Raw genomic sequence first — 25,073 nt, forward strand, 5'->3', positions numbered from 1 at the left:
GTGCTCCTCACCATGAGGGAGCGGGGGGACCTTCAGGCTGCCTCATGGTGAGGAGGCGCTTCTTCAGCGCCGTCTCGAACCATCGGGCACCTTATCGCCCAGGCTTATCCCGGCAGCGGCTTCTCGGTCACCTTCGGCCAGTAGGTGCCAAAACTCCAGAGATTGCCTTCCGGATCGCGGCAGGCGAAATCGCGGCTGCCGTAGTCGGTGTCATGCAACTGCATCTCGATCTTGGCGCCGGCGGCCCTGGCTTTGGCGTGCAGCGCGTCCGGATCGGTGACGGCGACATAAAGCGAATCGGTGCGGCGGCCGCCGATATCGCCGACCAGCCGGCCATATTCGTCGTCGCGGCATTGGCCCAGCATCAGCAGCGAGGAGCCGTAGGCGAGCTCGGCATGCTGTACCACGCCGTCGTCGCTGCGATAGACGACGTATTCGGTGAAGCCGATGATGTCCTTCAACCAGCGCATCATCGCTTCGGCATCCCTGCAGCGCAGCGTGGGATAGAGGCGTGGCGCTTCGATGGTGCTTTTGTCGGTCACGGAAAGCTCCTGCTCGGTTTGCTGTCGACGTGATGATGCGCCAAGCCGGGCGGTGTCGGCTTGAAGATTTGTTACCCCTCGGAAACTGCGGCTTGCGGGCGTGTCAGCCGGCTGTCGGTCAGCGCCAGCCGTCGCGCCCAGGTCGTCGGCGGCTCGCCGGCCAGCGAAACGAATTCGCGGACCAGATGGGCCTGATCGGAAAAGCCGCTATCCGCCGCGATCCCGGCCCAGCCGGTGGATGTTCCGGTCCGTGCCAGGCCGCAGGCGCGATGGAAGCGCATCATGCGCGCCAGCGGTTTTGGGGCGAGACCTAATTCGGACCTGAAGCGATCGACCAGATGCTTGCGGCTCCAGCCGATCTCCTCGGCGAGCGCAGCGATCCGGATGCGGCCGCCGCTGCGGGACAGTTGGTGGTAGGCGAATTCCAGTTCCGGCGACGGCAGGTGGTTGGCGCGATTCGTGACAAAATCCTCGACGATATCGAAACGGCGCTGCCAGCCAGAGGTAGCGCCTAGCCGCTCGCGCAGTTGCGCGCCGTCGCTGCCGAGCACGTCATCGATGCCGATCATGCGCGCGGCGAGGTCGACGATTGCGCCGCCGAAAAAGCGGTAGGCGCCGAGCGGCGTGAAATCCACCTGCACGCATTCGGCGCCGCCGTCGGACTCGATGTACACCGCGCCGGCATACAGTCCCGCGGCGAAGCTGGCATAGCGGTCGGCCGCATCGGGTTCGCGGCCGAGCGCGATTCCGAATGGCGTACCGAAACTGATGATCAGCGGTATGGCCAGCGGTGCGGCCTCGCGCTGGGAAAACCGGCCACGCGCCGTCTCGCGATAACCGGTCATGCCCGAGATCAGGCCGGCGGTCCGTTGCGACGGCGGCCGGCGGACCATCTCGAACGCCACTGGGGCGGCGGGATCCGACATGCTGCCTTCTAGGCGACGATATCGCCTGACTGGATGCGCTTGACCCCGGCCTTGGTCATGTCCGCCCAGGCTTTTGCGAGCGAGCCCTGGGTGTCGATGCCGCGGCAGGCGTCTTCGATCACGTAGGTTTCGAATCCGGCCTTGCGCGCGTCCAGCGCGCTCCAGGCGACGCAGAAATCGGTTGCCAATCCGGCCATGAACAGGCGCTTCACCTTGCGCGCCTTTAGGTAAGCGGCGAGCCCGGTCGTGGTCTTGCCATCGGCCTCGGTGAAGGCGGAGTAGCTGTCGACTTCCTTGTGGAATCCCTTGCGGACGATCAGCGCGGCCTGCGGAATCGCCAGCTCCTTCGACAACGCCGCACCTTCGGTGCCCTGCACGCAGTGATCGGGCCACAGCACCTGCTTGCCGTATTTGAGGTCGACGGTCTCGAACGGCTTCTTGCCGCCGTGGCTGGTTGCGAACGAGACATGGCCGGACGTGTGCCAGTCCTGCGTCAGCACCACATTGGCGAACCCCTTGGCGATGCGATTGATCACGGGAACGACCTGATCGCCGTCTTTGACGGCAAGGCTGCCGCCGGGCAGGAAGCAGTTCTGCACATCGATCACCAGCAGCGCCGAGGCCTCATCGGGCTTGATCGAGGCCGCTGCCCAAAGCCGGTTTGCAGGGATGGTGGCGATCGCCGCCGTGCCCAGACCTGTACCTAAGCCTGCGAGAACTTGCCTTCGGTCCAACATGCTGCACCTCCCTGTAAGATACGCTGTCGCCAGCAAATCACCTCGCTTGGGGAGCGTAAAGCAGGTTTAGGCGCCGGCGGGCGCACGAATCTTCGGCAGATCGCGCGGCTTCAGCGCGGCTGGATGCCGTCGCGCACGGCCCGGAAGCGCGGGAACGCCTTGGCCCATTCCTCGCGCGGCGCGCTGCCGATGATGCGCAGCGAGCTGCCGCCACCGAAGCGCAGCCACTGCACCACGGTGACGGGGGTATTGTCCTTGCCGCTCACCGCGTCGATGCGGGTTTCATAGCCCGGCATGCCGTCGATGCGCAGCGGCTCCGACATCGTGATCCGGGCCTCGCGCACGCCGGGAATGGTGGTTGCGGCCTGCTGGGCAAAACGTCCGCGATCCTCCGGCTGGGTCGGCGTCGCCCCGACAAGGCCGACCACCATGAAGGGCGCCGCCTCGAAACCCTTGGTCTCGTCGCCGTCGGCGATGACGATGGCCCCGCCAACCGCCAGCGTGCGGACATTCTTGAAACCGCTCAATTCGCCGACCTTGAAGGGCATCTGGGCAAGCTGCTCCTCGACCGGAACTTCCTTGCGGACCGCCGCCGAGGCAAACATCTGCCGGATGGCATCGTCAGTATAGATTTTGGAAGCATTTTCCGGGACCTGCACGGCGATATAGCCGGAGAAGGCGCCGCCCGGCAGGATCATCGAATAGCGTCGCACATTGGTCGCGCCATCCTTGCCGGTTTCGATGGTGTAGTAGGCAAGGCCGGCCGCGGTCTCGATGCTCTCCGGCTTGACGCCGCCGACGCCCGCCGGACTGTTCTTGAAGGCGTTCATGACCTCGGTGTAGGCGTCGGCCGGAAGCTCCGCCATCAACACCTTGACGCCCTGATCCTCGGTCTCGAATCCGACGAAGGCTTTGGCGCGGTTGAGCCCGACCAGCGGCGTGACGCCGACCCTGACGCCCGGCGGAAAAACCGGGTCTGCGGCAAGCGCGGGGGCTATGGCTGATATCAGCAAGGCAATCGCGAAGATCGGTCGGATGAGCATCATGAAAGGTCTACTGGGTTTGCATTGAGGCCGTTCAATGGTCGGCCGGTGCGACCCTTTGCCGGGGCCGCGAATGATCCGCTTTTAGCGGTTTTGACGGTCCGGCAACAGGGCGGGCCGCGATTCCGTTCCCGGTCAGCGGCCGAAATCGCGCTTTTCCGCCCCGGCCCTCGCGGCCCGGTGGCTGCCATGGCCGCACAACCCGGCCCGGTCGGCTTGATACACGGGGAGACACAATCTTCCAAAGGCCAGTCTTTTCAGCCCTCAAGGTTGCGCCCGGTCCTTGCAGGCCCCACCCCCCCTCCTATATGAGGCTCACCGTCGCAATATCGCGAGTAATTGATCGTTTGGGGGTTTGGATTGGTGCGCCGTCAGGGCCCAGCCAACCTGCCGCAAAAAGAAGGATATGAGGACCATGGGAAAGGTCATTGGGATCGATCTCGGCACCACGAATTCGTGCGTCGCCGTAATGGATGGCAAGACTGCGAAAGTCATCGAGAACGCCGAGGGTATGCGAACGACCCCGTCGATCGTCGCTTTCAGCGATGATGGCGAGCGCCTCGTCGGACAGCCCGCCAAGCGCCAGGCGGTGACCAATCCCGAGCGCACCTTCTTCGCGGTCAAGCGCCTCGTCGGCCGTCGCTATGACGATCCGATGGTCGAGAAGGACAAGAAGCTCGTCCCCTACAAGATCGTCAAGGCATCCAACGGCGACGCCTGGGTCGAAGCCGATGCCAAGACCTATTCGCCCTCGCAGGTCTCGGCTTTCATTCTGCAGAAGATGAAAGAGACCGCGGAAGCCCATCTCGGCTCGAAGGTCGAGCAGGCCGTCATCACCGTTCCCGCCTATTTCAACGACGCGCAACGTCAGGCCACCAAGGACGCCGGCAAGATCGCCGGCCTTGAAGTGCTGCGCATCATCAACGAGCCGACCGCTGCAGCGCTCGCCTACGGCCTCGACAAGACCAAGACCGGCACCATCGCGGTGTACGACCTCGGCGGCGGCACCTTCGACGTGTCGGTGCTCGAGATCGGCGACGGCGTGTTCGAGGTGAAGTCGACCAACGGCGATACGTTCCTCGGCGGCGAAGTCTTCGTCATGCGCCTCGTCAGCTATCTGGCGGACGAATTCCAGAAGGAGCAGGGCATCAACCTGCGCAACGACAAGCTTGCCTTGCAGCGCCTGAAGGAGGCCGCCGAAAAGGCCAAGATCGAATTGTCCTCGACCACCCAGACCGAAATCAATCTGCCCTTCATCACGGCGGACGCGTCGGGTCCGAAGCATCTGACGATGAAGCTGACGCGCGCCAAGTTCGAGGCGCTGGTCGACGATCTCATCCAGAAGACCATCGAGCCCTGCCGCAAGGCGCTGAAGGATGCCGGCCTCACCGCCGGTGAAATCGGCGAAGTGGTGCTGGTCGGCGGCATGACCCGCATGCCGAAGGTCCAGGAAGTGGTGAAGCAGCTGTTCGGCAAGGAGCCGCACAAGGGCGTCAACCCGGACGAAGTCGTGGCCATCGGCGCCGCGATCCAGGCCGGCGTGCTGCAGGGCGACGTCAAGGACGTGCTGCTGCTCGACGTCACCCCGCTGTCGCTCGGCATCGAGACGCTGGGTGGCGTGTTCACCCGCATCATCGACCGCAACACCACGATCCCGACCAAGAAGAGCCAGGTGTTCTCGACCGCCGAGGACAACCAGAACGCCGTCACCATTCGCGTGTTCCAGGGCGAGCGCGAAATGGCCGCCGACAACAAGGTACTGGGCCAGTTCGACCTGATGGGGATTCCGCCGTCACCGCGCGGCATGCCCCAGATCGAGGTCACCTTCGACATCGACGCCAACGGCATCGTCAACGTCTCGGCCAAGGACAAGGCGACCGGCAAGGAGCAGCAGATCCGGATCCAGGCATCCGGCGGCCTGTCCGAAGCCGACATCCAGAAGATGGTCAAGGACGCCGAGGCCAATGCCGCCGAGGACAAGAAGCGCCGTGCCGCGGTCGACGCCAAGAACCATGCCGACGCGATGGTGCACTCCACCGAGAAGGCTTTGGCCGAACACGGCTCCAAGGTCGAGGAGAGCGAGCGCCGCGCCATCGAGGACGCCGTCAGCGATCTGAAGGAAGCGCTGAAGGGCGACGATGCCGAGGCGATCACCGCCAAGACCAACACGCTGGCGCAGGCTTCGATGAAGCTCGGCGAGGCCATGTACAAGCAACAGGCCGAAAGCGATGCGGCCAAGGATGCCGCCAAGGACGACGTGGTCGACGCGGAATTCACCGAGGTCGACGACGACAAGAACAACAAGAAGTCTGCTTAAATACGGCTGGTACCATGACCCTCATTCCAAAGAGCACGCGGGTTGCGTCTCCTTAGGATGGGGGTCATTTTTCTTTAAGCCGGAGGCTGCATTCTCTGAGGAAGCATGCCTGCGGACCAAGAACAGAATTTCGGGCGGATTTGACGGATGTCGACCACCAAGCGCTGCTACTACGAAACTCTTGAAGTCGAGCGGAACGCGGACGAGTCCGGGCTCAAGGCGGCCTTCCGCAAGCTGGCGATGAAATGGCATCCGGACAAGAATCCGGGCGATGCCTCCAGCGAAATCCGCTTCAAGGAAATCAACGAAGCCTATGAAGTCCTGAAAGACGGCGACAAGCGCGCCGCCTATGACCGGTTCGGCCATGCGGCGTTCGAGCAGGGCCATGGCGGCGGTGGCCCCGGTTTCGGCGCCGGCTTCGCCTCGTCCTTCTCCGACATTTTCGAAGACCTGTTCGGCATGGCCGGACAGCGCGGGCGCGGCGGACGCGAGCGCGGCCAGGACCTGCGCTACAACATGGAAATCACGCTGGAGGAGGCCTTCCTCGGCAAGACCGCGCAGATCGAGATCCCGGTCTCGGTGACCTGCGAAGCCTGTTCGGGCATCGGCGCCAAGGCCGGCACCAAGCCGAAGACCTGCTCGACCTGCGGCGGCGCGGGAAGGGTGCGGCAGGCGCAGGGCTTCTTCACGCTGGAGCGAACCTGTCCCGGCTGCCAGGGCCGCGGCCAGATGATCGAGGACCCCTGTCCGTCCTGCACCGGTTTGGGCCGGGTGACGCGCGAGCGCAACCTGTCGGTCAACATTCCCCAAGGCGTCGAAGACGGCACCCGGATCCGGCTGGCCGGCGAGGGCGAGGCCGGCGTCCGCGGCGGGCCGCCGGGCGACCTCTACATCTTCCTGTCGCTGGCGACCCACGAATTCTTCCAGCGCGATGGCGCCGATTTGCATTGCCGCGTGCCGATCTCGATGGTGGCGGCGGCGTTGGGCGGCGAATTCGAGGTCCCGACCATCGACAAGGGCAAGACCAAGGTGAAAGTGCCCTCCGGAACCCAGTCCGGCCGGCGCTTTCGCATTGCATCAAAAGGCATGCCGGTGCTGCGTTCGCGCCAGACCGGCGACATGTACGTCCAGGTCGTGGTCGAAACGCCCCAGAATCTCACCAAGAAGCAGCAGGAGCTGCTGGCCGAGTTCGAAAAACTGTCGTCCGGCGCAACCCAGCCGGAAGCGGCGGGTTTCTTCACTAAGGTCAAGGACTTCTTCGGCAATCGCGCCAGCCCTTAACGACTCTTCGGCTTGACCGTATCGGCCGCTACCTATACGTCTTTGTGACGATATTCTGACACTTCCGCCCAGCGTCGGGTCCCGTCCGGTAGCGACATGCCATTGCAATCGTCTGTGCGTGCGTTGAAGAAGCCCCCTCGTCTTGACGATGAGGTCCGCTTCCTTCGTTCATGGATCGAAAAGCCGCTGCGGATGGGCGCGGTGATGCCTTCGGGCAAGGTTCTCGCCCGCACCATGGCGCAGTATGTCGATGTCAATTCCACAGCGCCGGTGGTCGAATTGGGACCGGGGACCGGGGCGATCACCAACGCGCTGATCGAGCATGGCGTCGATCAGAAGCGGCTCGTGCTGGTCGAATATAATCCGGGCTTCTGCGCGCTGCTGCGCGACCGCTATCCGCAGGCCACGGTCGTGCAGGGCGACGCCTATGCGCTGCGCGAATCGCTCGGCGACGTGCTTGATGTGTCGGCATCCGCGGTGGTGTCCGGCCTGCCGCTGGTGACACAACCGATGCTGAAGCGCCTGAAGCTGATCCGCGACGCCTTCGCGGCGCTGGCGCCGGGTGCGCCCTTCGTGCAGTTCACCTATTCGGTGGCGCCGCCGATTCCGAAATCGCTGCCGGGCGTTTCCACCGAAGCCTCCGAGCGCATCTGGATGAATCTTCCGCCAGCCCGCGTCTGGGTGTATCGCAAGGGCTGATCCTTTTCCGGCGCTTTCGCGCCGGTTAGCCCTGTCTTGCGATTGGTTCATGGCCGCGCTGAAAATCCTCGTCATCCCCGGCTCGCTGCGGTCCGGCTCGCACAATGCGAAGCTGGCTTCTGCAGCTGCGCATGAGTTCGCGCTGGCCGGCGCCGAAGTCACCCGCATCTCGCTGGCCGATTTTCCGCTGCCGATCTATGACGGCGACCTGCAGAACAAATCCGGCGTGCCGAAACATGCTGTGAACCTGAAGCGGATGATGGGCGCGCATCACGGCGTCCTCTTGGTTTCGCCGGAATACAATGCGTCGGTCTCGCCGCTGCTGAAGAACGCCATCGACTGGGTCAGCCGGGTGCAGGATCCGCACGAGACCCGCGGCCAGGTGTTTCGCGAGCGGCCCTTCGCGATCGCCGCGGCTTCGGAAAGCCGGCTCGGCGGAACGCGCGGCCTGGCCGCGCTGCGGCTGATCCTGACCGCCTGCCATGCGTCGGTCGTTCCCAGCCAGCTCGCGCTGTCGTTCGCCAACGAGGCCTATGATGATATGGACAGGCTGAAGCATCCGGCCGATAGCGAGGCGCTGAGCGCGCTGGTGCGACAGCTGATCGACATTTCCCAGCGCATGATGTGAGGTGACATGCAACCTTCCAAGATCGCTCCCCGCGACCGCCTGATTGTTGCGCTCGATCTGCCCGGCGTCCCCGCCGCGGAGGCGATGATTGCCCGGCTCGGCGACAGCGTGACGTTCTACAAGATCGGCTATCAGCTCGCCTATGCGGGGGGACTGCCGCTGGTCCGCCAGCTCGCGGACCAGGGCAAGAAGGTGTTCATCGATCTCAAGCTGCACGATATCGGCAATACCGTGGCGCGCGGCGTCGAGAGCATCGCCAAGCTGGGCGCGACGTTCCTGACCGTGCACGCCTATCCGCAGACCATGAAGGCCGCGGTCGAGGCGCGCGCCGGCACTGACCTGAAAATTCTCGCGGTCACCGTGCTGACCTCCTATGACGACGGCGACCTTCACGCCGCGGGCTTTCGGCTCGGCGTGTCCGATCTGGTCGAGGCCCGCGCCCAGCAGGCCCAGGTGCTCGGCGTCGATGGCCTGGTCTGTTCGCCGGAGGAAGCCGCGCATCTGCGCAAGGTGGTGGGTCACCAGATGAACCTGGTCACCCCCGGCATCCGGCCCGCGGGTGCGGCTGTCGGCGACCAGAAGCGCATCATGACGCCGGCGCGCGCCATTGCCGCCGGCGCGGATTATCTGGTGGTCGGACGTCCCGTGATGGAAGCCGCCGACCCCAGGGAAGCGGCGGAGGCCATCCAGGCCGAGATCAAGCAGGCGCTGGGCTGAACAACAACAAAAGGGAGAATGCAAATGGCAAAGGGCTACTGGATCGGTCGCGTCGACGTTCACAGCGACGAAGGCTACAAGGCCTACGCCGCCGCCAACCCGGCCATCTTCAAGAAATTCGGCGGGCGCTATGTCGTGCGCGGCGGCAAGTTCGAGGGCGTGGAGGGCGCAAGCCGCTCGCGCAACGTCGTGATCGAATTCGCCGATTACGAGACGGCGCTGGCCTGCTACCGCTCGCCGGAATACCAGGCAAACATCAAGCTGCGGCAGCCGCATTCGATTGCCGAACTGATCGTCATCGAAGGCTATGACGGCCCGCAGCCCTGATCCATCAGGCCGGATCGGTTGCCCGGAAAGCCTGCGCCCGCTATAGGGGCGGAGAGAGGTAGCGCCATGGCCGACATGCGTTTGATCGTTGCGGGGGCTGGCGGCCGGATGGGCCGCGCGCTGACGCGCGTCATCTCGGAAACGCCGGGCGCCGTGCTCACGGGCGCGCTGGAAGCTCCGGGTTCCGCGCTACTGGGCAAGGATGCCGGCGTGCTCGCCGGCCTGCCCGAAAATGGCGTGAAACTCTCGGGCGATTTGTGGTCGCTGTCGGCCAATGCCGACGGCATCGTCGATTTCACCGTGCCCGCCGCCACCATCGCCAACGTCGCGATCGCCGCCGAGCGCGGCCTGGTCCACATCATCGGCACCACGGGTCTGTCGTCGTCCGACGACGCCGTGATCAAGAGCGTCACCGGGCGCGCCATTGTCGTTAAGTCGGGCAATATGAGCCTCGGCGTCAATTTGCTGGCCGCGCTGGTCAAGCGGGTGGCGCAGTCGCTCGACCAGGGTTTCGATATCGAAATCCTCGAAATGCATCACCGCGCCAAGATCGACGCGCCCTCGGGCACAGCGCTGATGCTCGGCGAGGCCGCCGCCGCCGGCCGCGGCGTCGACCTCGACAGCCATTCGGCGCGCGGCCGCGACGGCATCACCGGCGCGCGGCGGCCGGGCGATATCGGATTTGCGTCGCTGCGCGGCGGCACTGTCACCGGCGATCACAGCGTGATCTTCGCCGGCGCCATGGAACGCATCACGCTGTCGCATCACGCCGAGGACCGGATGATGTTCGCGCAGGGCGCCATCAAGGCAGCACTTTGGGCGCGCCAGCAGAAGCCCGGCCTGTATTCGATGGCCGACGTGCTCGGGCTCGGCGATTTCTGATGCTCTTCTCCCCTCCCCACCGCTTCGCGGGAGGAGGGGAGAAGAAAGCGAACTAACGCGTCTTCGGCTGCCGCAACGATTTGCCGGTCATCTCGGCAGGCTGCGGCAATTCCATCAGGTCGAGCAGCGTCGGCGCGAGATCCGCCAGCCGGCCATCGGACAATGAGACGTCGCCGCCGCCGAACAGCAAGACCGGCACCGGATTGGTGGTGTGAGCCGTATGCGGACCGCCGGTGACGGGATCGCGCATCATTTCGCAGTTGCCGTGGTCGGCCGTCACCAGCCGCGCGCCGCCGGATTTTTCGATCGCGTCCACGATTTGGCCGAGCCCGCGGTCCACCGTTTCCACCGCCTTGATCGCGGCCGCGAGGTTTCCGGAGTGGCCCACCATGTCCGGATTGGCATAGTTCAGGACGATCAGGTCGTACTTGCCGGACCGGATTGCCTCCACCGCTTTCGCCGTCAATTCGGGCGCCGACATTTCCGGCTGCAGGTCGTAGGTCGCGACCTTGGGCGACGGCACCATGATGCGATCCTCACCGGCGAAAGGCTCTTCCCGTCCGCCGTTGAGAAAGTAAGTGACGTGGGGATATTTCTCGGTTTCCGCCATGCGCAACTGCGTGCGGTTCGCGGCAGCCGTGACCTCTCCCAGGATGTTCGGATAGGTCTGCGGCGGAAATATCGTCTGCATCAGCTGGTCCAGATGCTCGCTGTATTGCGTCATGCCAACCGCGGCGGCGAAGCGGACGGCGCGCTTGCGCGGGAAACCGGCAAACGCCGGATCGAGCATGGCGCCGAGAATCTCGCGCACGCGATCGGCGCGAAAGTTGAAGCAGAGCACGCCGTCGCCGTCCTTGATGCCGGCGTAGCCGCCGATCACGGAGGGTTCGACGAATTCGTCGGTGTGTTCGTGCGCATAGGCGTCTGATATCGCCGACTGGGCGTCGGGAAATCGCGGGGCCTCGGCCTCGACGATGGCATGATAGGCTTTGGCGACGCGTTCCCAGCGATTGTCGCGGTCCATCGCGTAGTATCGCCCGATCACGGTGGCCACCGGCACCGCCGGCGGCAGTGCGGCCTGCAGCCGCTTCAAATCATCGGCCGCCGATTTCGGCGGCGTATCGCGTCCATCGGTGAGGGCGTGTACCACCGCGGGCACGCCGCTCTCGGCGAGAATGCCGGCCAGCGCCGCCGCCTGGTCCTGATGCGAATGCACCCCGCCCGGGGAAACCAGGCCGATCAGATGGCAGGTGCCGCCGCTCGCTTTCAGCGCCTGGATCAGGCTGCGGAACGCTTCGGCGGATTTGATGCTGCCGGAGGCAATCGCGTCGTTGATCCGCGGCAGATCCTGCATCACCACGCGGCCTGCGCCGATGTTGAAGTGTCCGACCTCGGAATTACCCATCTGACCGCCGGGAAGGCCGACATCTAAACCCGACGTGTTCAGGAAGGCGTGCGGCCCGGTGCTCCACAGCCGATCGAAATTAGGTGTGTCGGCCTGAAGAACGGCATTGTCCGCCGGATCTTCGCGCCAGCCCCAGCCATCCAATATGGCCAGCATGACAGGACGACGTTTTTGCATGGATCCACCTTTTATGGCTGCTTACCAAGGTGGTTGTGAGCGATCGGTTTGCGGCCGTCAATCGCCGAAAGCCGGCAGATTCGTAGGGTGGGCAGAGGCGCGCTCTTCGCGCCGTGCCCACCATTCAAGTCCATGATCGGGATAGATGGTGGGCACGGCGCAAGGGCGCCTTTGCCCACCCTACGACCTACGGAACCGCCGGCTCTAATGCACCCCGACCTGCCCGGCTTCCCAGCCCAGCATCGCCTGCTTGCGGGTGATGCCCCAGTGATAGCCGGTCAGCGCGCCGCTCTTGCCGAGCGCGCGGTGGCACGGCACTACGAACGAGATCGGGTTCCTGCCGACCGCGGCGCCGACCGCGCGCGACGCCTTCGGCTTCTCGATGTTGGTCGCGATGTCGGAGTAGCAGACCGCGCGGCCCATCGGGATTTTCAGCAGCGTTTCCCAAACGCGAACCTCGAAATCGGTGCCGATCAGCACCACGCGCAGCGGCTGGTCGGCGCGCCACATTTTCTTGTCGAACACGCGCTGCGCCAGGTCGGCGGTGCCGGCGCGGTCCTCGACATAGGTCGCGCGCGGCCAGCGCCGCTGCATGTCGGCGAGTGCTGCCGGCTCCTCGCCTGGATCGGCGAAGGCAAGGCCCGCAAGGCCGCGGCCGCTGGCGATCACGATGGCGGTGCCGAACGGCGAGGGATGGAAGCCGTAACGCAGCGTCATGCCGGCGCCGCCGTTCTTCCATTCGCCCGGCGACATCGCCTCATGGGTGACGAACAGGTCGTGCAGCCGTCCCGGGCCTGAAAGACCAGAGTCGAGGGCTGCGTCGAGCACGCTGGCGGAATCGCGCAGCAGGCCCTTGGCGTGGTCGAGCGTCAGCGCCTGCATGAAGGCTTTTGGCGTCAGGCCTGCCCAGCGGCGGAACAGATGGTGCAACTCATCCGGCGTCACGGAGGCGGCGTCCGCCATCGCTTCGATAGTCGGCTGCGCCCGCCATTGCTCCGAGATGAAGGCGATGGCGCGGCGCACCGAATCATAGTCGCGCAGCGCTGCGCTCTGGGGTCCCGGTTTGGTGAGGCGGTGCTCATTCATGGCGAGGTTCATCATGGTTCTGATGTAGGCCGCGCCAGCGGCGCAAACCACCCGATTCCCGATCAGTGTTCATGAGATCGGATTATAGGTCGGGCCGCGCTTGGCAGCCTGCAACGCTGCCAATAAAGCCTTGGCAAAGCTGGCTTTTTCGTCGGGTCCCAGAAAGCTTGCGATGGAGACGCGGCGCCCGCGCGAGACCAGATAAAGCTTTTCGATGCCGAATTCGGCATGGGTCTGCTGGTCGAGCTGCACCCACAGCGGATTGAGCACCCATTCGACCACGTGGCCGCGGTGGCTGACCCGGCGCACCCGCAGTTCCGACGGTGTGATCCGGATCTCCTCGGTGGCGGCGGCGCGGCGGAAATTGATCCGGAACGCCCACCAGATCACCAGGATATCGAGGCCGAAAAAGCCGAACACTGGCCACGCGCCCATCAGCAGGAATGCCAGGCCGGTGGCAAAACTGACCACGCTGAGAAACACCATCAGCACGATGAAGCCGGTGCGGTTCAGCGAGCGGTGCGGCGTCAGCAGCGCTGAAAACAATTCCGGCTGCGGATCATAATCGTTGCCTGCGGTCATCGTGGATCAGTATACCCCGATCATGGCGAAAATCACCCGCGTCCTTCCGGCCAAATCCAGACCCCCGGCGGCAAAACCGATCAAGAAAGCGGCAGCCAAACCGGCGCCCGCGCGCGCCGCGAAGAAGCCGGCCGGGATAAAGCCTTCCAAGCCAAAACCTTTGAAGACAAAACCTTCCAAGACAAAATCCTTGAAGACAAAACCCTGGACTGCCGCCGAGGTGTACGAGGCGTTCAGCCGCTTCCGCAACGCCAATCCCGAGCCGAAGGGCGAGCTCGAACACCTCAACGCCTACACCCTGCTGGTCGCGGTGGTGCTGTCGGCGCAGGCGACCGACGCCGGCGTCAACAAGGCGACGCGCGCGCTGTTCGCGGTGGCCGACACGCCGGAAAAAATGCTCGCGCTCGGCGAGGATAAGGTGCGCGACTACGTCAAGACCATCGGGCTCTATCGCAACAAGGCGAAGAACGTCATCGCGCTGTCGCAAAAGCTGATCGCCGAATTCGGCGGCGAGGTGCCGCGCACCCGCGCCGAGATCGAAACGCTGCCCGGCGCCGGCCGCAAGACCGCCAACGTCGTGCTCAACATGGCCTATGGCGAACACACCATGGCGGTCGACACCCACGTGTTCCGCATCGGCAACCGCACGGGCTTGGCGCCCGGCAACAACCCGCTCGAAGTCGAGCTCGGCCTCGTGAAGGTGATCCCGCCGGAGTTCATGCTGCACGGCCACCACTGGCTGATCCTGCACGGCCGCTACATCTGCCTCGCGCGCAAGCCGCGCTGCGATGTGTGCATCATCAATGATCTGTGCCGGTGGCCGGAAAAGACGGTGTAGGTTTTTCTCCCCTCCTCCCGCGAAGCGGTGGGGAGGGGTCGGGGGTGGGGGTGGGGGGTGTTTCAGCGTACACAACTGTTAGCGAATTTGCTGAGACGCCCCCCACCCCCGACCCCTCCCCGCCACGCGCAAGAGCGCGTGGGGGGAGGGGAGTGAGAGCATCGCGCCAGACGACGGATCTTTGCTTTACGCCACCGGCACCCGTGTCTTCCGCGCCGGCTCGATCAGCTCCGGCCGGGGGCCGCTGAGGCGCTTGTGCATGTGGACCATGAAGGCCATGCCGAACAGCGGCGTCGCCAGGTTGACGATCGGGATCGACACGAACGCCGCGATGAACAGGCCCGCGGTGAAGACGGTGGCCGCATTCGCCTTGCGCATCGCCTTGGCTTCCGCCGGGCTGCGAAACCGCATCGCCGCCAGTTCGAAATATTCCCGGCCCAACAGCCATGCAGTGGCGATGAAGAACACGATGAAGCCGGCGCCGGCGATCAACACGAAGGGCAGCGCGATCAAATAGACCAGCAGCGTCAACAGCGCGGTCTTGACGCCTTCGGTCATGGCGAGGCCGAACGGCAGCGCAGTGCCGGGGCGCTCCGCCGGATAGTGCTCGAGTTCGACATGGTCGGCGACCTCGTCGACGAACACGCTGGCCACCAGCGAGGTGATCACGGGCATCAGGAACACCGCGCCGAACACGACGCCGAGACCGGCGATGATCGAAACGATCCAGGCCAGCACATTGATCGAGGTCTCGAAGCTGGGCCCGAGCACGCCATCGAGCCAGATTTCGCCCGAGGTGGCAAACCAGCTCAACAGTCGCTGCAGGCCGTACGCCAGCGCCGTGATCAATATCAGCGCCAGCCCGATCGAGCGCCACAGGATCGAGCGCATCGGCGGCGACAGGATTTGCGATAGCGCCTTGACGGCGGCGTCCAGCATGGTGGTTAAGTCCTCTTTCCGAAGGTGCCCTCGCGAGACGTAGACATGCAAGGCCAGTTCGGCAAGGGCCGGCAAAAACGGGCCTGAACCGCGATGGACCTGGGGTCAGAGAGGGTGAATACTGTAAGTTTCTCCACCCGCCAAACCCGCTGTGAGGCTCGCATGACCCGCATCCAAGACGTTTATCCGCAAGACCGTGTCAGCCTGCGCGAAACGGGTCTGCGCGACGGCCTGCAACTCGTGAAGACGTTTCCCTCGACCTCCGCAAAACAGCGCTGGATCCGTGACGAATACGGCGCCGGCGTGCGGCATTTCGAGGTCGGCTCGTTCCTGCCCGCCAGCACATTTCCGCAATTCGTCGACGTCCGCGACATCATCGCGACCATCGCGTCATTGCCGGGCGCGCATGGCGTGGCGCTGGCGCTGAACGAACGCGGCGTCAACGAAGCGCTGGCTTCCGGCGTCGCCGAAATCGCCACGGTGGTCTCGGCCACCGAAGAACACAGCCAGGCCAACGCCAACCGCAGCCGCGAATCCGCCATCGCCAACGTCAGGCGGATGTGCGAGCTGCGCGACGCCAGCGCGCACAAGCCGCTGGTCAATGCCGCGATCTCGATGGCGCTGGGATGTTCGATCACCGGTCCGGTCGACCCAAAGGAAGTCCTGAAGCTGGTCGAAAAATGCCTGGAGGCCGGCGTCGACTTCGTCGCCATCGCCGACACTGTCGGTTATGCCGGCCCGAAACAGGTCGGCGAATTGACCAAAGCCGCGGTGAAACTATCCGGCACAAAACCGGTCTGCGTTCACCTGCACGACACAAGAGGCATGGGCATTGCCAATGCGTCGGCAGCCCTCGATGCCGGCGCGCGCATTCTCGACGGCTCGCTCGGCGGCCTCGGCGGCTGCCCGTTCGCGCCCGGCGCCACCGGCAATGTGGTGTTCGAGGACCTGGCGTTTCTCTGCGAGAGCAAGGGATTTGCCACGGGCATCGATATCGAAAGACTGATCGCGGTGCGCGGGATTTTGCGCTCGGAGATGCCCGGCGAGACGCTCTATGGCGGACTCGCGCGGGCCGGGTTGCCGGGCGGGTCGGCGGCCAGGGCGGCGTGATCTTGCTTCTCGCAGGCGGCCTTACGGCGCTAACCGGAACGTGATTGCCGATTTTTCCTGATAGCGATTACGCTTAGCCGGTCAATTGGAGGATTCCCCATGCGCGCCCTGTTCGCCTCGACGGCCATCGCCCTTCTGTTCGGCTTGTCCCCGGCATCCGCCATGTGCGGCGGTGGCGGGCAGCAGGCAAGCTCTGGCGGCATGTGCGGTGCGTCCGGCGTTTCCAAGCAGATGTCGGATTGGCCGATCGCTCCGCAGGCTCAATCGCAACAGCAGTCGAGCGGCATGGGCATGTGCCCGTGCTGCAAGAACATGGCCAGTATGGGCGGCATGAAGGCGGACGACCCGCACAAGGGTATGGAAATGCCGAAATAGCTCGAGCCCTGCGACGAGGTGACGACGGAGCGCGTGTTGGCGCTCTGACTCCCAGAGTTCGGAGTTTCAATCGTGCCGATGCGCAGCCTTGCGCGCGGCGAGCTTCTTGTCGGGCGCGGTCGGGATCTAGTTCGCTGATCTTCAACGCCCGGGCCGGCTAACCAGCCAGATCGAATATTTTTACACTTCGCGATTGCCGGGCGAGCCGGTCGACGGTGTCGCCGACCGGCATGTCCATCCCGCCGAACCGCTGGCGGTTCGCCTGACATTGGCCGGGAGGTTTTGATCCGGTCAGGGCAAGGCAACGGCCGTTACGAAAACGCGTTGCCGCCGCGCAGGCCGAGCTTCTTGAAGATCATCGCCGCCGGGCAGAAGCCGGTGAACGCTGCCTGCAGCATGTTGAGCCCGGCGAAGGCCGTCAGCAGGAACCAGTAGGGACTGACGAGCCAGCCCAGCGCGAGGCTGAGAAGCACCATGCATCCGGCGAAAGCGAGCACTGCCTTATCGATATTCATGACGTATTTCCTTTGATTGAGTTTGAAGTGATCAGGGCCGGGCAAGCCCGGCCGTCGTCCATGCCACGATGTTCCTGGTGTCCATCGCGCCCGAGGTTCGCGCAATCTCCCGGCCATTGCGCATCAGCAGCAGGGTCGGGATGCCGCTGATGCCGAGGCGAGAGGACACCGCGGGCGCCTTGTCCGAGTTCAGTTTCAACAGCCGCACTGCGGGTTCGAGCTGCTGCGCCGCGCGTTCGAACATCGGCGCCATCGAACGGCAGGGACCGCACCAGGGCGCCCAGACATCGACCAGCACGGGAATCTCGTTGTGCGCGAGGTGGCGGTCGAACGCCTGCTCGTCCACTTCGACGGGATGGCCGCTGAAGATCGGCTGATGACAGGATCCGCAGCGGGCATTCGTCGCGGTCCGTTCGGCCGGTAGCCGGTTGATCTTGCCGCAATGCCCGCAGACGACCTGGTGACTTGCACTCATGTTCCGGTCTTGACCTCCTTGATCTTGGCGATGTTCAGCTTGTCGAGCAGGAAGCGCTCGTAGAACGGCTCGCTCTCGCCGCGCCGGATCTTGCGCAGGAAGTATTTCTCGAACGCGACCTTGGCGAGATGGACCCATTCTCCCTTGGCCGACCAGTTGACGTTGCGCGGAGGAATTTGCGGCTGCGCCAGGAAGGCGACGCCGGTGTCGCCGAAATCGGCGAGGCAGATCGCATTCCAGGTCGGTTGCGCTACCGGCTCCTTGCCCTTCAGCAGCGCGCCGATATTCATCGCCGTGGCGGTGACCATCGATTCGATCATGAAGCCGGTTTTCGGCACGCCGACGGGGACCGGGGTGGCGCCGACCGGCGCGATCGCCACGCAGACGCCGATCGCGAAGACGTTCGGAAACGCCGGATTGCGCTGATGCTTGTCGACGATGACAAAGCCGCGGGGATTGGTCAGCTTCTCGATGCCCCTGACGGCGCCGACGCCGCGGAACGCCGGCAGCATCATCGAATAGGAAAACGGCAGTTCGTGGGTCTTGCGGACCGAACCGTCGTCGGCGACTTCTTCGACGGTCATCTTGCCTTGCTCGACGCCCTTCACCCGGGCGTTGGTGATCCATTTGACGTGCTTCTCGCGCATTTCACTTTCGAGCAGGCCCTTGGTGTCGCCGACTCCGTCGAGGCCGAGATGGCCGACATAGGGCTCCGAGGTGACGAAGGTCATCGGCACGCGATCGCGCAGCTTGCGGCGGCGCAGCTCGGTTTCCAGGATGAACAGGAATTCGTAGGCCGGACCGAAGCAGGAGGCGCCCTGCACGGCGCCGATCACCACCGGCCCCGGGTTTGCCGCGAGCTTCTCGAAGGCGTCCTTGGCGTGGGTAGCGTGGTCGACATGGCAGATCGACTGGGTGTGGCCGTCCGGCCCGAGCCCGGGAATCTCGTCGAATGCCAGCTCCGGCCCGGTGGCCACCACCAGGTAATCGTAATCGATCGAAACGCCGTCCGAGAGCTCGATCCGGTTTTCCGTGGGATGCACGCGCTGCGCGCCCTGCGTCAGGAGCCGCACGCCCTTGCGCTTCATGATGTCGACGAGGTCGATCTCGATGTCGGCGCGCTTGCGCCAGCCGATCGCGACCCAGGGATTGGAAGGGACGAAGTGATAGACCGGCCCCTGGGAAACCACGGTCAGGCGGTCGTCCTTCCCCAGCTGCGGCAACAGTTCATAGGCCATCAGCGTTCCGCTGAGGCCGGCTCCGATAACGACAACTTCCGACATGATCGTCTCCGTTGGCTGCATTCCCCTGTGGACGGCTGCGCCGGTTTTGTCCGGTCCGTTGGCCGCGTCGCTTGACTATATATTCGAACTCTCGTATATACGCAAGTATGAAAATAGATAGTGCGATCATGGAATCCGCCGCCGATCAGGCCAGCGACCTGTTGAAGGCGCTGTCCAACCGGCATCGGCTGCTGATGATCTGCCAGCTGATCGACGGCGAGCGCTCGGTGGGCGATCTCGCGGAGTTCCTGAGTCTGCGCGATTCCACGGTGTCCCAGCATCTCGCGCTGCTCCGCAAGGACGGCCTGGTGGCGTCGCGGCGCGACGCCCAGACGATCTACTATTCGATCGCCAGCGACCCCGCGCGCGAGATCCTGAAGACGCTCTATCAGGTCTATTGCGCGCCTCCGAAAGCCCGGAAGGCGAAAGCCAGACTATAGGCGCGCGCCGGCGTCGCCTTGAGGCAGGTCAACGTCGTCACGGTGGAATTCAATGAGATGCCAACAACCGCAACTGCGCGGAAAGGCGATTGCCATGAGATGCGAGCGGACGATGCCTAGACTGATTGCATTTAGCATTCTGGCCGCGGCGGCATTCGCCGCCAATGCCGTCGCCGGGGAAACCCATGTTGTCGCCCTGCGGCCGGTCGCGGACGAGAAGGCGGTGTTCGCCACCGTCGAGAGCATCAGCGTGGTTCCGGCCCGCGGGCGGATCGGCGGCACCATCGTTCAACTCAACGTCCGCGAAGGCGATCCGGTGACGCGCGGCCAGGCGATCGCAACGATCGGCGACGACAAGCTTGCGCTGCAGATGAAATCGCTGGATGCGCAGATCGACGCCCTGCAGGCGCAGGCGAGCCAGGCGCAGATCGATTTTACCCGGATCGAGGGACTGGTGGAGCGTGGCACGCTACCGCGGATCAGGCTCGACGAGGCGCGCACCGCGCTCAATGTGGCGGATAACGGCCTGCGGGCGAAGACCGCCGAGCGCGCGGTGGTGCAGCAGCAGTTCAACGAGGGTCAGGTGCTGGCGCCCGCCGCCGGCCGGGTGCTGAAGAAGCAGGTCGCCGTGGGCTCCGTGGTATTGCCGGGCGATCCGGTGGCGATGATTGCGCAGCAGAATTTCAAATTGAGGCTGCGGGTGCCGGAGCGGCACGCCCGCTTCCTGAAGGCCGGCGACAGGATCAGGGTCGACGGCGCCGAATTCGGCGACCAGAGCCCTAAATCAGGGGTGATCGATCTGGTCTATCCGCAGATCGAGGACGGCCGCGTGATCGCCGACGCCACCGTGGAAAATCTCGGGGAGTATTTCGTCGGCGACCGGCTGCGGGTCTGGATTTCCGGCGGCGAGCGCAAGGCGTTCGTGATTCCTGCGAACTACGTCACCACGCGCTATGGCATCGATTACGTCAGCCTACGCCAGGGCGATCGCACCATCAGCGCGCCGGTGCAGCGCGGACGCCAACTGGCCAGCCCCGAGCTGCCCAATGGTCTTGAAATCCTGTCCGGCATTCGCCCCGGCGACCAGCTGGTGCAGCCGTGAATCTAGGACTTTCAGGCCGCCTGACCCGCGCCACCATCGGTTCGCCGCTGACGCCGCTGTTCCTGCTGGCGTCGCTGGTCGTCGGCCTGATCGCCGTGGTCGTGATTCCGCGCGAGGAAGAGCCGCAGATCAGCGTCCCCATGGTCGACATCCGCGTCAATGCGGACGGACTGCGCGGCCCGGATGCGGTCGAACTGGTCACCAAGCCGCTCGAATCGATCGTCAAGGGCATCGACGGCGTCGAGCACGTCTACAGCCAGACCGAGGACGACCGCGTCCTGGTCACCGCGCGCTTTCTGGTCGGAACCAAGTCCGAGGACGCCATCCTGCGCGTTCACGAGAAAATCCGCGCCAATCTCGACCGCATCCCGGTCGGCATCCCCGAGCCCCTGATCGTCGGCCGCGGCATCAACGACGTCGCCGTGACCGTGCTGACGCTTGCGCCGAAGCCGGAGGCCGCCGACCGGTGGACCGACAAGGACCTTTACGAACTCGCCGACAAGCTGCGCTCGGAATTGATGAAGGTCGACAGCATCGGCCTGACCTACATTTCCGGCGGCGGCGCCCAGCAAATCCGGGTCGAGCCCGATCCGGAGAAACTGTCGCTGTTCGGCGTCACGCTGCAGCAACTCGTCGCCAAGGTGAAGGACGCCAACCGCTCGTTCCTGGCCGGACAGGTCCGCGACGCCGGCACGGTCCGCAGCGTCTCGGCGGGCCAGACCCTGGCCGGCATTCCCGACATCGGGCTGTTGCTGATTTCAACGCGGGACGGACGCCCGGTCTACGTCAAGGACGTCGCCAGCGTCGTCATCGGGCCCAATGCGACCGAGCATCGCGTCTGGAACGACGCGCGCGACGGCAAGGGCAAGTGGGAACGTGTGCCCGCGGTGAGCTTGGCGCTGGCCAAGCGCGCCGGCGCCAACGCGGTGGTGGTTTCCGAGGAAATCACGCACCGGCTCGAGGGGCTGAAATCGCGCCTGATCCCCGACGATGTCGTCGTCACGGTCACCCGGGACTATGGCGAGACCGCGAACGAAAAGGCCAACGAACTGCTGTTTCATCTTGGTCTCGCGACCATCTCGATCGTCATCCTGATCGCGATCGCGATCGGTTGGCGCGAGGCGCTGGTCACGCTGGTGGTGATTCCGACCACCATCCTGCTGACGATGTTTGCCGCCAATCTGATGGGCTACACCATCAACCGCGTCAGCCTGTTCGCCTTGATTTTCTCGATCGGCATCCTGGTCGACGACGCCATCGTGGTGGTCGAGAACATCGCCCGCCACTGGGCGATGCGGGACGGGCGGCCACGGCTGCAGGCCACCATCGAGGCCGTCGCCGAGGTCGGCAATCCGACCGTGGTGGCGACCCTGACCGTGGTTGCCGCGCTGCTGCCGATGCTGTTCGTGTCGGGGCTGATGGGCCCGTATATGGCGCCGATTCCGGCCAATGCGTCCGCCGCGATGCTGTTCTCGTTCTTCGTGGCGATGGTGGTGGCGCCCTGGCTGATGCTGCGGCTGGCGCCGAAAGAGGGCGCCGTCGGCGCGGCGCATGCCGCGCATGACGAGGGCGCGCTCGGACGCATTTATCGCCGCTTCGCAACCCCTGTTGTCGCGAGCAAGCGTTCGGCCTGGATATTTTTGATCGGCGTCGGGGTCGCGACCCTGCTGTCGATGACCCTGTTTGCCACCAAGTCGGTGACGGTCAAGCTGCTGCCGTTCGACAACAAGTCCGAGATCGCTGTCGTCGTCGATCTCCCCGAAGGGGCGAGTCTCGAAGACACCGAGCGGACCCTGTTTGCCGCCGCCGACATCGCCCGCGGCCTGCCCGAGATCACGTCAGTGCAGTCCTATGCCGGCACGCCGGCGCCGTTCAACTTCAACGGGCTGGTGCGGCACTATTATCTGCGCGAGCGGCCGGAACTGGGTGAACTGCAGGTCAATCTTGCCGCGCGCTCCGATCGCAAACGCGCGAGCCATGATATCGCGCTCGACCTGCGGCAGCGCCTGAAGGCCGTCAGCGTTCCCGCCGGCACCAGCATCAAGGTGGTCGAAGTGCCGCCGGGACCGCCGGTGCTGGCGACGCTGCTGGCCGAGATCTACGGGCCGGATGCTGCAACCCGCCGGGCGGTGACCGGCGAGCTGAAGAAAATCTTCGCCGAAGTGCCGTTCATCGTCGATATCGACGATTCGATCGGGCAGAAGCGGCCGCGGCTGCGGCTTTCGATCGACCAGGACCGGCTCGAATTCTTCGGTGTCGAGCAGCGCGACGTCTACGATACCATCCAGACGCTGTTCGGCGGCGTGTCGGTGGGCTATTCGCACCGCGGTGAAGACCGCAATCCGATCGAGATCGCGGTCCGGCTGCCGAAACGCGACCTTGCCTGGACCGAAGCGCTGGCCTCCACGCCGGTGCCGGCCAACACGCTGCCCGGCAGCAAGACCGTGGTCGAACTCGGCCAGCTGGTGAAGGCAACCATGGAGGAAGGCTCGCCGCAAATTTTCCGCCGCGACGGCCGGTTCGCCGACATGGTGATGGCCGAGCTGGCGGGCCGCTTCGAGGCGCCGCTCTACGGCATGCTGGCGGTCGCCGACCGCATCGACGCGCATGATTGGGGCAAGCTGCAGAAGCCCATCATCGGCCTGCATGGCCAGCCGTCCGACGAGTCCCGTCCGACGCTGCTGTGGGACGGCGAATGGGAGATCACCTATGTCACCTTCCGCGACATGGGCGCGGCGTTCGGCGCCGCCATCCTCGGGATCTATGTGCTGGTCGTGGCCCAGTTCCGCAGCTTCCGCCTGCCGCTGGTGATCCTGACGCCGATTCCGCTGACGCTGATCGGCATCCTGATCGGCCACTGGCTGCTGGGCGCGCCGTTCACCGCGACGTCCATGATCGGGTTCATCGCGCTGGCCGGCATCATCGTTCGCAACTCGATCCTGCTGGTCGACTTCATCCGCCACAGCGGCGGCGAGGGCAGGTCGATGCGCGAAATCGTGCTGGAAGCCGGCGCCGTGCGCTTCAAACCAATCCTGCTCACCGCGCTGGCCGCCATGATTGGCGCCGCGACGATCCTGCTCGATCCGATCTTCCAGGGGCTGGCGATTTCGCTGCTGTTCGGGCTGGCTTCGTCGACGCTGCTCACGGTGCTCGTGATTCCCGCCATCTACATCGCGCTGCGGGACACCAAGCCGCAGGCGGCATCCGGCGAAACCGCAGGACAGTGAAGAGGCTAGCTGGGCCGTTGGCCCAGCGCTTCATCCCGCGGCGCTGCGGGCCGCGACTTTTGCCAGAGGTCACGCAGCACCATGCCCGCGGCCATCGCCGCGACGAACACGATGACGCCGGGCGATAGCGTCGCCAGGCTTTCCAAAGCCGGCCCCGGGCAAAATCCAACGAGACCCCAGCCTGCGCCGAACATGGCGGATCCGATGACCAGCGGCCGGTCGATATCGTCCCTGGTCGGCCAGAAGCTTCGAACCGCCAGCAGCGGCCGCGAACGGCCCTTCGCCAGCATGAATCCCGGAGCGGACACCGCGAGTGCCGCGATCATGACCACGGCAAGGCTTGGGTCCCATGCCCCGAAGATATCGAGAAATCCCAGAACTTTCGTCGGCTGCACCATTCCGGAAATCAGCAGGCCGGCGCCGAATATCAAGCCACACAGCAAGGATGCGATGATCGGCATGGCTCAGCCTCCGAACACGTGATGGGTGAGCGCGACGGTCGCGACGGCCACGGCCATGAAGATGACGGTGGCGACGATGGAGCGGGCGGACAACCGCGATATACCGCAAATACCGTGGCCGGAGGTGCAGCCGCCGGCAAGCCTGGTGCCGAAGCCGACCAGCAGTCCTGCCCCCACGATAACGGCCCAGCTCGCCGGCATCTGCGGTGGCTGCATCCCATGGCCGATCAGGCCCGCCAGCAGCGGCGCCAGAATGAGCCCGGCGATAAAGGCGATGCGCCAGCCGATCTCGCCGCTTCTGGGATTCAGCAGGCCGCCGAAAATGCCGCTGATGCCGGCGATCCGGCCAGTCAGCAGCATCAGCAGGACCGAGGAAAGACCGATCAGCGCGCCGCCGACCGCCGCCGATAACGGAGTGAAATTAGCCATGGCATTGCTCCACCAAACGCGGAGATCGAATCTCCTGATGTGCCGTGGCTAGCTTACAGACGCGTCACCCGCAATCGCAAGGCATTGCCGACCACGCTGACCGAAGAAAGCGCCATCGCCGCGGCGGCGATGATCGGATTGAGCAGTCCGAAGGCGGCGATCGGCACGCCGATCGCGTTGTAGATGAAGGCCCAGAACAGGTTGCGCTTGATCGTGCGCATCGTCGCCCGCGAGAGTCGGATGCCGGTCACCACGTCGCGCACGTCGCTGCGCACGAGGATGATGCCCCCAGTTTCCTTGGCGACGTCCGAGCCCGACCCGATCGCGATACCGATGTCTGCGGTCGCCAGCGCCGGGGCGTCGTTGACGCCGTCGCCGACCATCGCGACCACCTTGCCCGCCAGCTGCAGTTCCTTGATCACGCGGGCCTTGTCGGAGGGCAACACGTCGGCAATCACCCGGTCGATCTCCAGGGCGCGGGCGATCGCCGCCGCCGTACGGGCGTTATCCCCTGTCAGCATCACCACCTC

The 25,073-nt window shown here is 64.9% G+C and carries 27 protein-coding genes; 13 read left to right on the forward strand and 14 right to left on the reverse strand.

Annotated elements, in window-relative coordinates:
• Nucleotides 1-104: 104 nt before the first annotated feature.
• The 4 genes from Q7T45_RS12870 to Q7T45_RS12885 form a co-directional block, all read right to left on the reverse strand.
• On the reverse strand, nt 105-542 hold the full coding sequence (locus Q7T45_RS12870) for a VOC family protein (RefSeq protein ID WP_304871285.1): 438 nt from the start codon (nt 540-542) through the stop codon (nt 105-107).
• Between the two features lie 71 nt (nt 543-613).
• Complete coding sequence (locus Q7T45_RS12875) at nt 614-1,468, reverse strand: AraC family transcriptional regulator (protein WP_304871286.1); 855 nt, start codon at nt 1,466-1,468, stop codon at nt 614-616.
• 8 nt (nt 1,469-1,476) lie between these two features.
• Nucleotides 1,477-2,205 (reverse strand): bifunctional nicotinamidase/pyrazinamidase, encoded by a 729-nt coding sequence (gene pncA / locus Q7T45_RS12880; RefSeq protein ID WP_304871287.1) that lies wholly within the window; start codon nt 2,203-2,205, stop codon nt 1,477-1,479.
• Nucleotides 2,206-2,315: 110 nt separating this feature from the next.
• A complete protein-coding gene (locus Q7T45_RS12885; protein ID WP_304871289.1) occupies nt 2,316-3,251 on the reverse strand; it encodes a hypothetical protein in 936 nt (311 codons plus the stop codon).
• A gap of 412 nt (nt 3,252-3,663) precedes the next feature.
• On the opposite strand from Q7T45_RS12885, the gene dnaK reads away from it, so the two are divergent.
• The 7 genes from dnaK (at nt 3,664) to dapB (ending at nt 10,099) form a co-directional block, all read left to right on the forward strand.
• The gene (gene dnaK / locus Q7T45_RS12890; protein ID WP_304871291.1) at nt 3,664-5,565 is read left to right on the forward strand and encodes a molecular chaperone DnaK; all 1,902 of its coding nucleotides are present in this window, start codon (nt 3,664-3,666) and stop codon (nt 5,563-5,565) included.
• A 147-nt stretch (nt 5,566-5,712) separates the two neighbouring features.
• Nucleotides 5,713-6,846 carry a molecular chaperone DnaJ gene (dnaJ, locus tag Q7T45_RS12895; protein ID WP_304871293.1) on the forward strand — a complete coding sequence of 378 codons (1,134 nt, stop codon included), beginning with the start codon at nt 5,713-5,715 and terminating at the stop codon, nt 6,844-6,846.
• Between the two features lie 96 nt (nt 6,847-6,942).
• Nucleotides 6,943-7,545, forward strand: a complete 603-nt coding sequence (locus tag Q7T45_RS12900) for a class I SAM-dependent methyltransferase (protein WP_304871294.1) — start codon at nt 6,943-6,945, stop codon at nt 7,543-7,545.
• A 49-nt stretch (nt 7,546-7,594) separates the two neighbouring features.
• A complete protein-coding gene (locus Q7T45_RS12905; RefSeq protein ID WP_304871295.1) occupies nt 7,595-8,173 on the forward strand; it encodes an NADPH-dependent FMN reductase in 579 nt (192 codons plus the stop codon).
• 6 nt (nt 8,174-8,179) lie between these two features.
• Nucleotides 8,180-8,890 carry an orotidine-5'-phosphate decarboxylase gene (pyrF, locus tag Q7T45_RS12910; RefSeq protein ID WP_304871296.1) on the forward strand — a complete coding sequence of 237 codons (711 nt, stop codon included), beginning with the start codon at nt 8,180-8,182 and terminating at the stop codon, nt 8,888-8,890.
• A 24-nt stretch (nt 8,891-8,914) separates the two neighbouring features.
• Nucleotides 8,915-9,217 (forward strand): DUF1330 domain-containing protein, encoded by a 303-nt coding sequence (locus tag Q7T45_RS12915; RefSeq protein ID WP_304871297.1) that lies wholly within the window; start codon nt 8,915-8,917, stop codon nt 9,215-9,217.
• A gap of 66 nt (nt 9,218-9,283) precedes the next feature.
• Nucleotides 9,284-10,099 carry a 4-hydroxy-tetrahydrodipicolinate reductase gene (gene dapB / locus Q7T45_RS12920; protein ID WP_304871298.1) on the forward strand — a complete coding sequence of 272 codons (816 nt, stop codon included), beginning with the start codon at nt 9,284-9,286 and terminating at the stop codon, nt 10,097-10,099.
• A 52-nt stretch (nt 10,100-10,151) separates the two neighbouring features.
• Here the strand turns inward: dapB and gpmI are convergent, their stop codons facing one another.
• The 3 genes from gpmI to Q7T45_RS12935 form a co-directional block, all read right to left on the reverse strand.
• Nucleotides 10,152-11,681, reverse strand: coding sequence for a 2,3-bisphosphoglycerate-independent phosphoglycerate mutase (gene gpmI / locus Q7T45_RS12925; protein WP_304871299.1), 1,530 nt, complete (start codon nt 11,679-11,681; stop codon nt 10,152-10,154).
• A 204-nt stretch (nt 11,682-11,885) separates the two neighbouring features.
• Nucleotides 11,886-12,767, reverse strand: coding sequence for a methylated-DNA--[protein]-cysteine S-methyltransferase (locus Q7T45_RS12930; protein ID WP_370691263.1), 882 nt, complete (start codon nt 12,765-12,767; stop codon nt 11,886-11,888).
• Between the two features lie 69 nt (nt 12,768-12,836).
• Nucleotides 12,837-13,349, reverse strand: a complete 513-nt coding sequence (locus Q7T45_RS12935; protein ID WP_304871300.1) for a DUF2244 domain-containing protein — start codon at nt 13,347-13,349, stop codon at nt 12,837-12,839.
• A gap of 22 nt (nt 13,350-13,371) precedes the next feature.
• On the opposite strand from Q7T45_RS12935, the gene nth reads away from it, so the two are divergent.
• The gene (gene nth, locus Q7T45_RS12940; RefSeq protein ID WP_304871315.1) at nt 13,372-14,187 is read left to right on the forward strand and encodes an endonuclease III; all 816 of its coding nucleotides are present in this window, start codon (nt 13,372-13,374) and stop codon (nt 14,185-14,187) included.
• 186 nt (nt 14,188-14,373) lie between these two features.
• On the opposite strand, the gene Q7T45_RS12945 is transcribed toward nth, so the two are convergent.
• Nucleotides 14,374-15,126, reverse strand: a complete 753-nt coding sequence (locus tag Q7T45_RS12945) for a sulfate transporter family protein (RefSeq protein ID WP_304871301.1) — start codon at nt 15,124-15,126, stop codon at nt 14,374-14,376.
• Between the two features lie 162 nt (nt 15,127-15,288).
• On the opposite strand from Q7T45_RS12945, the gene Q7T45_RS12950 reads away from it, so the two are divergent.
• Both Q7T45_RS12950 and Q7T45_RS12955 read left to right on the forward strand, forming a co-directional pair.
• Nucleotides 15,289-16,236, forward strand: a complete 948-nt coding sequence (locus tag Q7T45_RS12950; protein ID WP_304871302.1) for a hydroxymethylglutaryl-CoA lyase — start codon at nt 15,289-15,291, stop codon at nt 16,234-16,236.
• Nucleotides 16,237-16,335: 99 nt separating this feature from the next.
• A complete protein-coding gene (locus Q7T45_RS12955) occupies nt 16,336-16,611 on the forward strand; it encodes a hypothetical protein (protein ID WP_304871303.1) in 276 nt (91 codons plus the stop codon).
• 311 nt (nt 16,612-16,922) lie between these two features.
• Here the strand turns inward: Q7T45_RS12955 and Q7T45_RS12960 are convergent, their stop codons facing one another.
• From Q7T45_RS12960 to Q7T45_RS12970, 3 genes are read right to left on the reverse strand one after another with little or no spacing between them, the layout of a single operon-like run.
• A complete protein-coding gene (locus Q7T45_RS12960; protein WP_304871304.1) occupies nt 16,923-17,126 on the reverse strand; it encodes a DUF2892 domain-containing protein in 204 nt (67 codons plus the stop codon).
• A gap of 31 nt (nt 17,127-17,157) precedes the next feature.
• Nucleotides 17,158-17,601 (reverse strand): thioredoxin TrxC, encoded by a 444-nt coding sequence (gene trxC / locus Q7T45_RS12965; RefSeq protein ID WP_304871305.1) that lies wholly within the window; start codon nt 17,599-17,601, stop codon nt 17,158-17,160.
• On the reverse strand, nt 17,598-18,884 hold the full coding sequence (locus Q7T45_RS12970; protein WP_304871306.1) for an NAD(P)/FAD-dependent oxidoreductase: 1,287 nt from the start codon (nt 18,882-18,884) through the stop codon (nt 17,598-17,600). Before Q7T45_RS12970 ends, trxC begins: the two co-directional genes overlap by 4 nt.
• 128 nt (nt 18,885-19,012) lie before the next feature.
• On the opposite strand from Q7T45_RS12970, the gene Q7T45_RS12975 reads away from it, so the two are divergent.
• From Q7T45_RS12975 to Q7T45_RS12985, 3 genes are all read left to right on the forward strand, one after another.
• The gene (locus Q7T45_RS12975) at nt 19,013-19,324 is read left to right on the forward strand and encodes a helix-turn-helix transcriptional regulator (RefSeq protein ID WP_304871307.1); all 312 of its coding nucleotides are present in this window, start codon (nt 19,013-19,015) and stop codon (nt 19,322-19,324) included.
• 112 nt (nt 19,325-19,436) lie between these two features.
• Complete coding sequence (locus Q7T45_RS12980) at nt 19,437-20,426, forward strand: efflux RND transporter periplasmic adaptor subunit (protein WP_304871308.1); 990 nt, start codon at nt 19,437-19,439, stop codon at nt 20,424-20,426.
• Nucleotides 20,423-23,653: an efflux RND transporter permease subunit gene (locus tag Q7T45_RS12985; RefSeq protein WP_304871309.1), complete on the forward strand. Its 3,231-nt coding sequence runs from the start codon at nt 20,423-20,425 to the stop codon at nt 23,651-23,653. The genes Q7T45_RS12980 and Q7T45_RS12985 overlap by 4 nt, the downstream gene beginning before the upstream one ends.
• A gap of 5 nt (nt 23,654-23,658) precedes the next feature.
• On the opposite strand, the gene Q7T45_RS12990 is transcribed toward Q7T45_RS12985, so the two are convergent.
• The 3 genes from Q7T45_RS12990 to Q7T45_RS13000 all read right to left on the reverse strand — a co-directional run.
• Nucleotides 23,659-24,114 (reverse strand): YeeE/YedE family protein, encoded by a 456-nt coding sequence (locus Q7T45_RS12990; protein ID WP_304871310.1) that lies wholly within the window; start codon nt 24,112-24,114, stop codon nt 23,659-23,661.
• A gap of 3 nt (nt 24,115-24,117) precedes the next feature.
• Nucleotides 24,118-24,543, reverse strand: a complete 426-nt coding sequence (locus tag Q7T45_RS12995) for a YeeE/YedE family protein (RefSeq protein ID WP_304871311.1) — start codon at nt 24,541-24,543, stop codon at nt 24,118-24,120.
• A gap of 53 nt (nt 24,544-24,596) precedes the next feature.
• On the reverse strand, nt 24,597-25,073 hold a 477-nt coding region (locus tag Q7T45_RS13000), incomplete at its 5' end, for an HAD-IC family P-type ATPase (RefSeq protein WP_304871312.1).

The sequence above is a fragment of the Bradyrhizobium sp. genome (assembly GCF_030646015.1).
Lineage (GTDB): Bacteria > Pseudomonadota > Alphaproteobacteria > Rhizobiales > Xanthobacteraceae > Bradyrhizobium.

Coding starts and splice junctions, on each gene's coding strand:
- dnaK (WP_304871291.1), top strand. CDS start 3,664: ATGGGAAAGGTCATTGGGATCGATCTCGGCACCACGAATTCGTGCGTC.
- dnaJ (WP_304871293.1), top strand. CDS start 5,713: ATGTCGACCACCAAGCGCTGCTACTACGAAACTCTTGAAGTCGAGCGG.
- Q7T45_RS12990 (WP_304871310.1), bottom strand. CDS start 24,114: ATGCCGATCATCGCATCCTTGCTGTGTGGCTTGATATTCGGCGCCGGC.
- Q7T45_RS12995 (WP_304871311.1), bottom strand. CDS start 24,543: ATGGCTAATTTCACTCCGTTATCGGCGGCGGTCGGCGGCGCGCTGATC.
- Q7T45_RS12970 (WP_304871306.1), bottom strand. CDS start 18,884: ATGTCGGAAGTTGTCGTTATCGGAGCCGGCCTCAGCGGAACGCTGATG.
- Q7T45_RS12885 (WP_304871289.1), bottom strand. CDS start 3,251: ATGATGCTCATCCGACCGATCTTCGCGATTGCCTTGCTGATATCAGCC.
- pncA (WP_304871287.1), bottom strand. CDS start 2,205: ATGTTGGACCGAAGGCAAGTTCTCGCAGGCTTAGGTACAGGTCTGGGC.
- Q7T45_RS12915 (WP_304871297.1), top strand. CDS start 8,915: ATGGCAAAGGGCTACTGGATCGGTCGCGTCGACGTTCACAGCGACGAA.
- dapB (WP_304871298.1), top strand. CDS start 9,284: ATGGCCGACATGCGTTTGATCGTTGCGGGGGCTGGCGGCCGGATGGGC.
- Q7T45_RS12905 (WP_304871295.1), top strand. CDS start 7,595: ATGGCCGCGCTGAAAATCCTCGTCATCCCCGGCTCGCTGCGGTCCGGC.
- Q7T45_RS12950 (WP_304871302.1), top strand. CDS start 15,289: ATGACCCGCATCCAAGACGTTTATCCGCAAGACCGTGTCAGCCTGCGC.
- Q7T45_RS12945 (WP_304871301.1), bottom strand. CDS start 15,126: ATGCTGGACGCCGCCGTCAAGGCGCTATCGCAAATCCTGTCGCCGCCG.
- nth (WP_304871315.1), top strand. CDS start 13,372: ATGGCGAAAATCACCCGCGTCCTTCCGGCCAAATCCAGACCCCCGGCG.
- Q7T45_RS12900 (WP_304871294.1), top strand. CDS start 6,943: ATGCCATTGCAATCGTCTGTGCGTGCGTTGAAGAAGCCCCCTCGTCTT.
- Q7T45_RS12980 (WP_304871308.1), top strand. CDS start 19,437: ATGCCTAGACTGATTGCATTTAGCATTCTGGCCGCGGCGGCATTCGCC.
- Q7T45_RS12955 (WP_304871303.1), top strand. CDS start 16,336: ATGCGCGCCCTGTTCGCCTCGACGGCCATCGCCCTTCTGTTCGGCTTG.
- pyrF (WP_304871296.1), top strand. CDS start 8,180: ATGCAACCTTCCAAGATCGCTCCCCGCGACCGCCTGATTGTTGCGCTC.
- Q7T45_RS12875 (WP_304871286.1), bottom strand. CDS start 1,468: ATGTCGGATCCCGCCGCCCCAGTGGCGTTCGAGATGGTCCGCCGGCCG.
- Q7T45_RS12960 (WP_304871304.1), bottom strand. CDS start 17,126: ATGAATATCGATAAGGCAGTGCTCGCTTTCGCCGGATGCATGGTGCTT.
- Q7T45_RS12935 (WP_304871300.1), bottom strand. CDS start 13,349: ATGACCGCAGGCAACGATTATGATCCGCAGCCGGAATTGTTTTCAGCG.
- trxC (WP_304871305.1), bottom strand. CDS start 17,601: ATGAGTGCAAGTCACCAGGTCGTCTGCGGGCATTGCGGCAAGATCAAC.
- Q7T45_RS12930 (WP_370691263.1), bottom strand. CDS start 12,767: ATGAATGAGCACCGCCTCACCAAACCGGGACCCCAGAGCGCAGCGCTG.
- Q7T45_RS12975 (WP_304871307.1), top strand. CDS start 19,013: ATGGAATCCGCCGCCGATCAGGCCAGCGACCTGTTGAAGGCGCTGTCC.
- gpmI (WP_304871299.1), bottom strand. CDS start 11,681: ATGCAAAAACGTCGTCCTGTCATGCTGGCCATATTGGATGGCTGGGGC.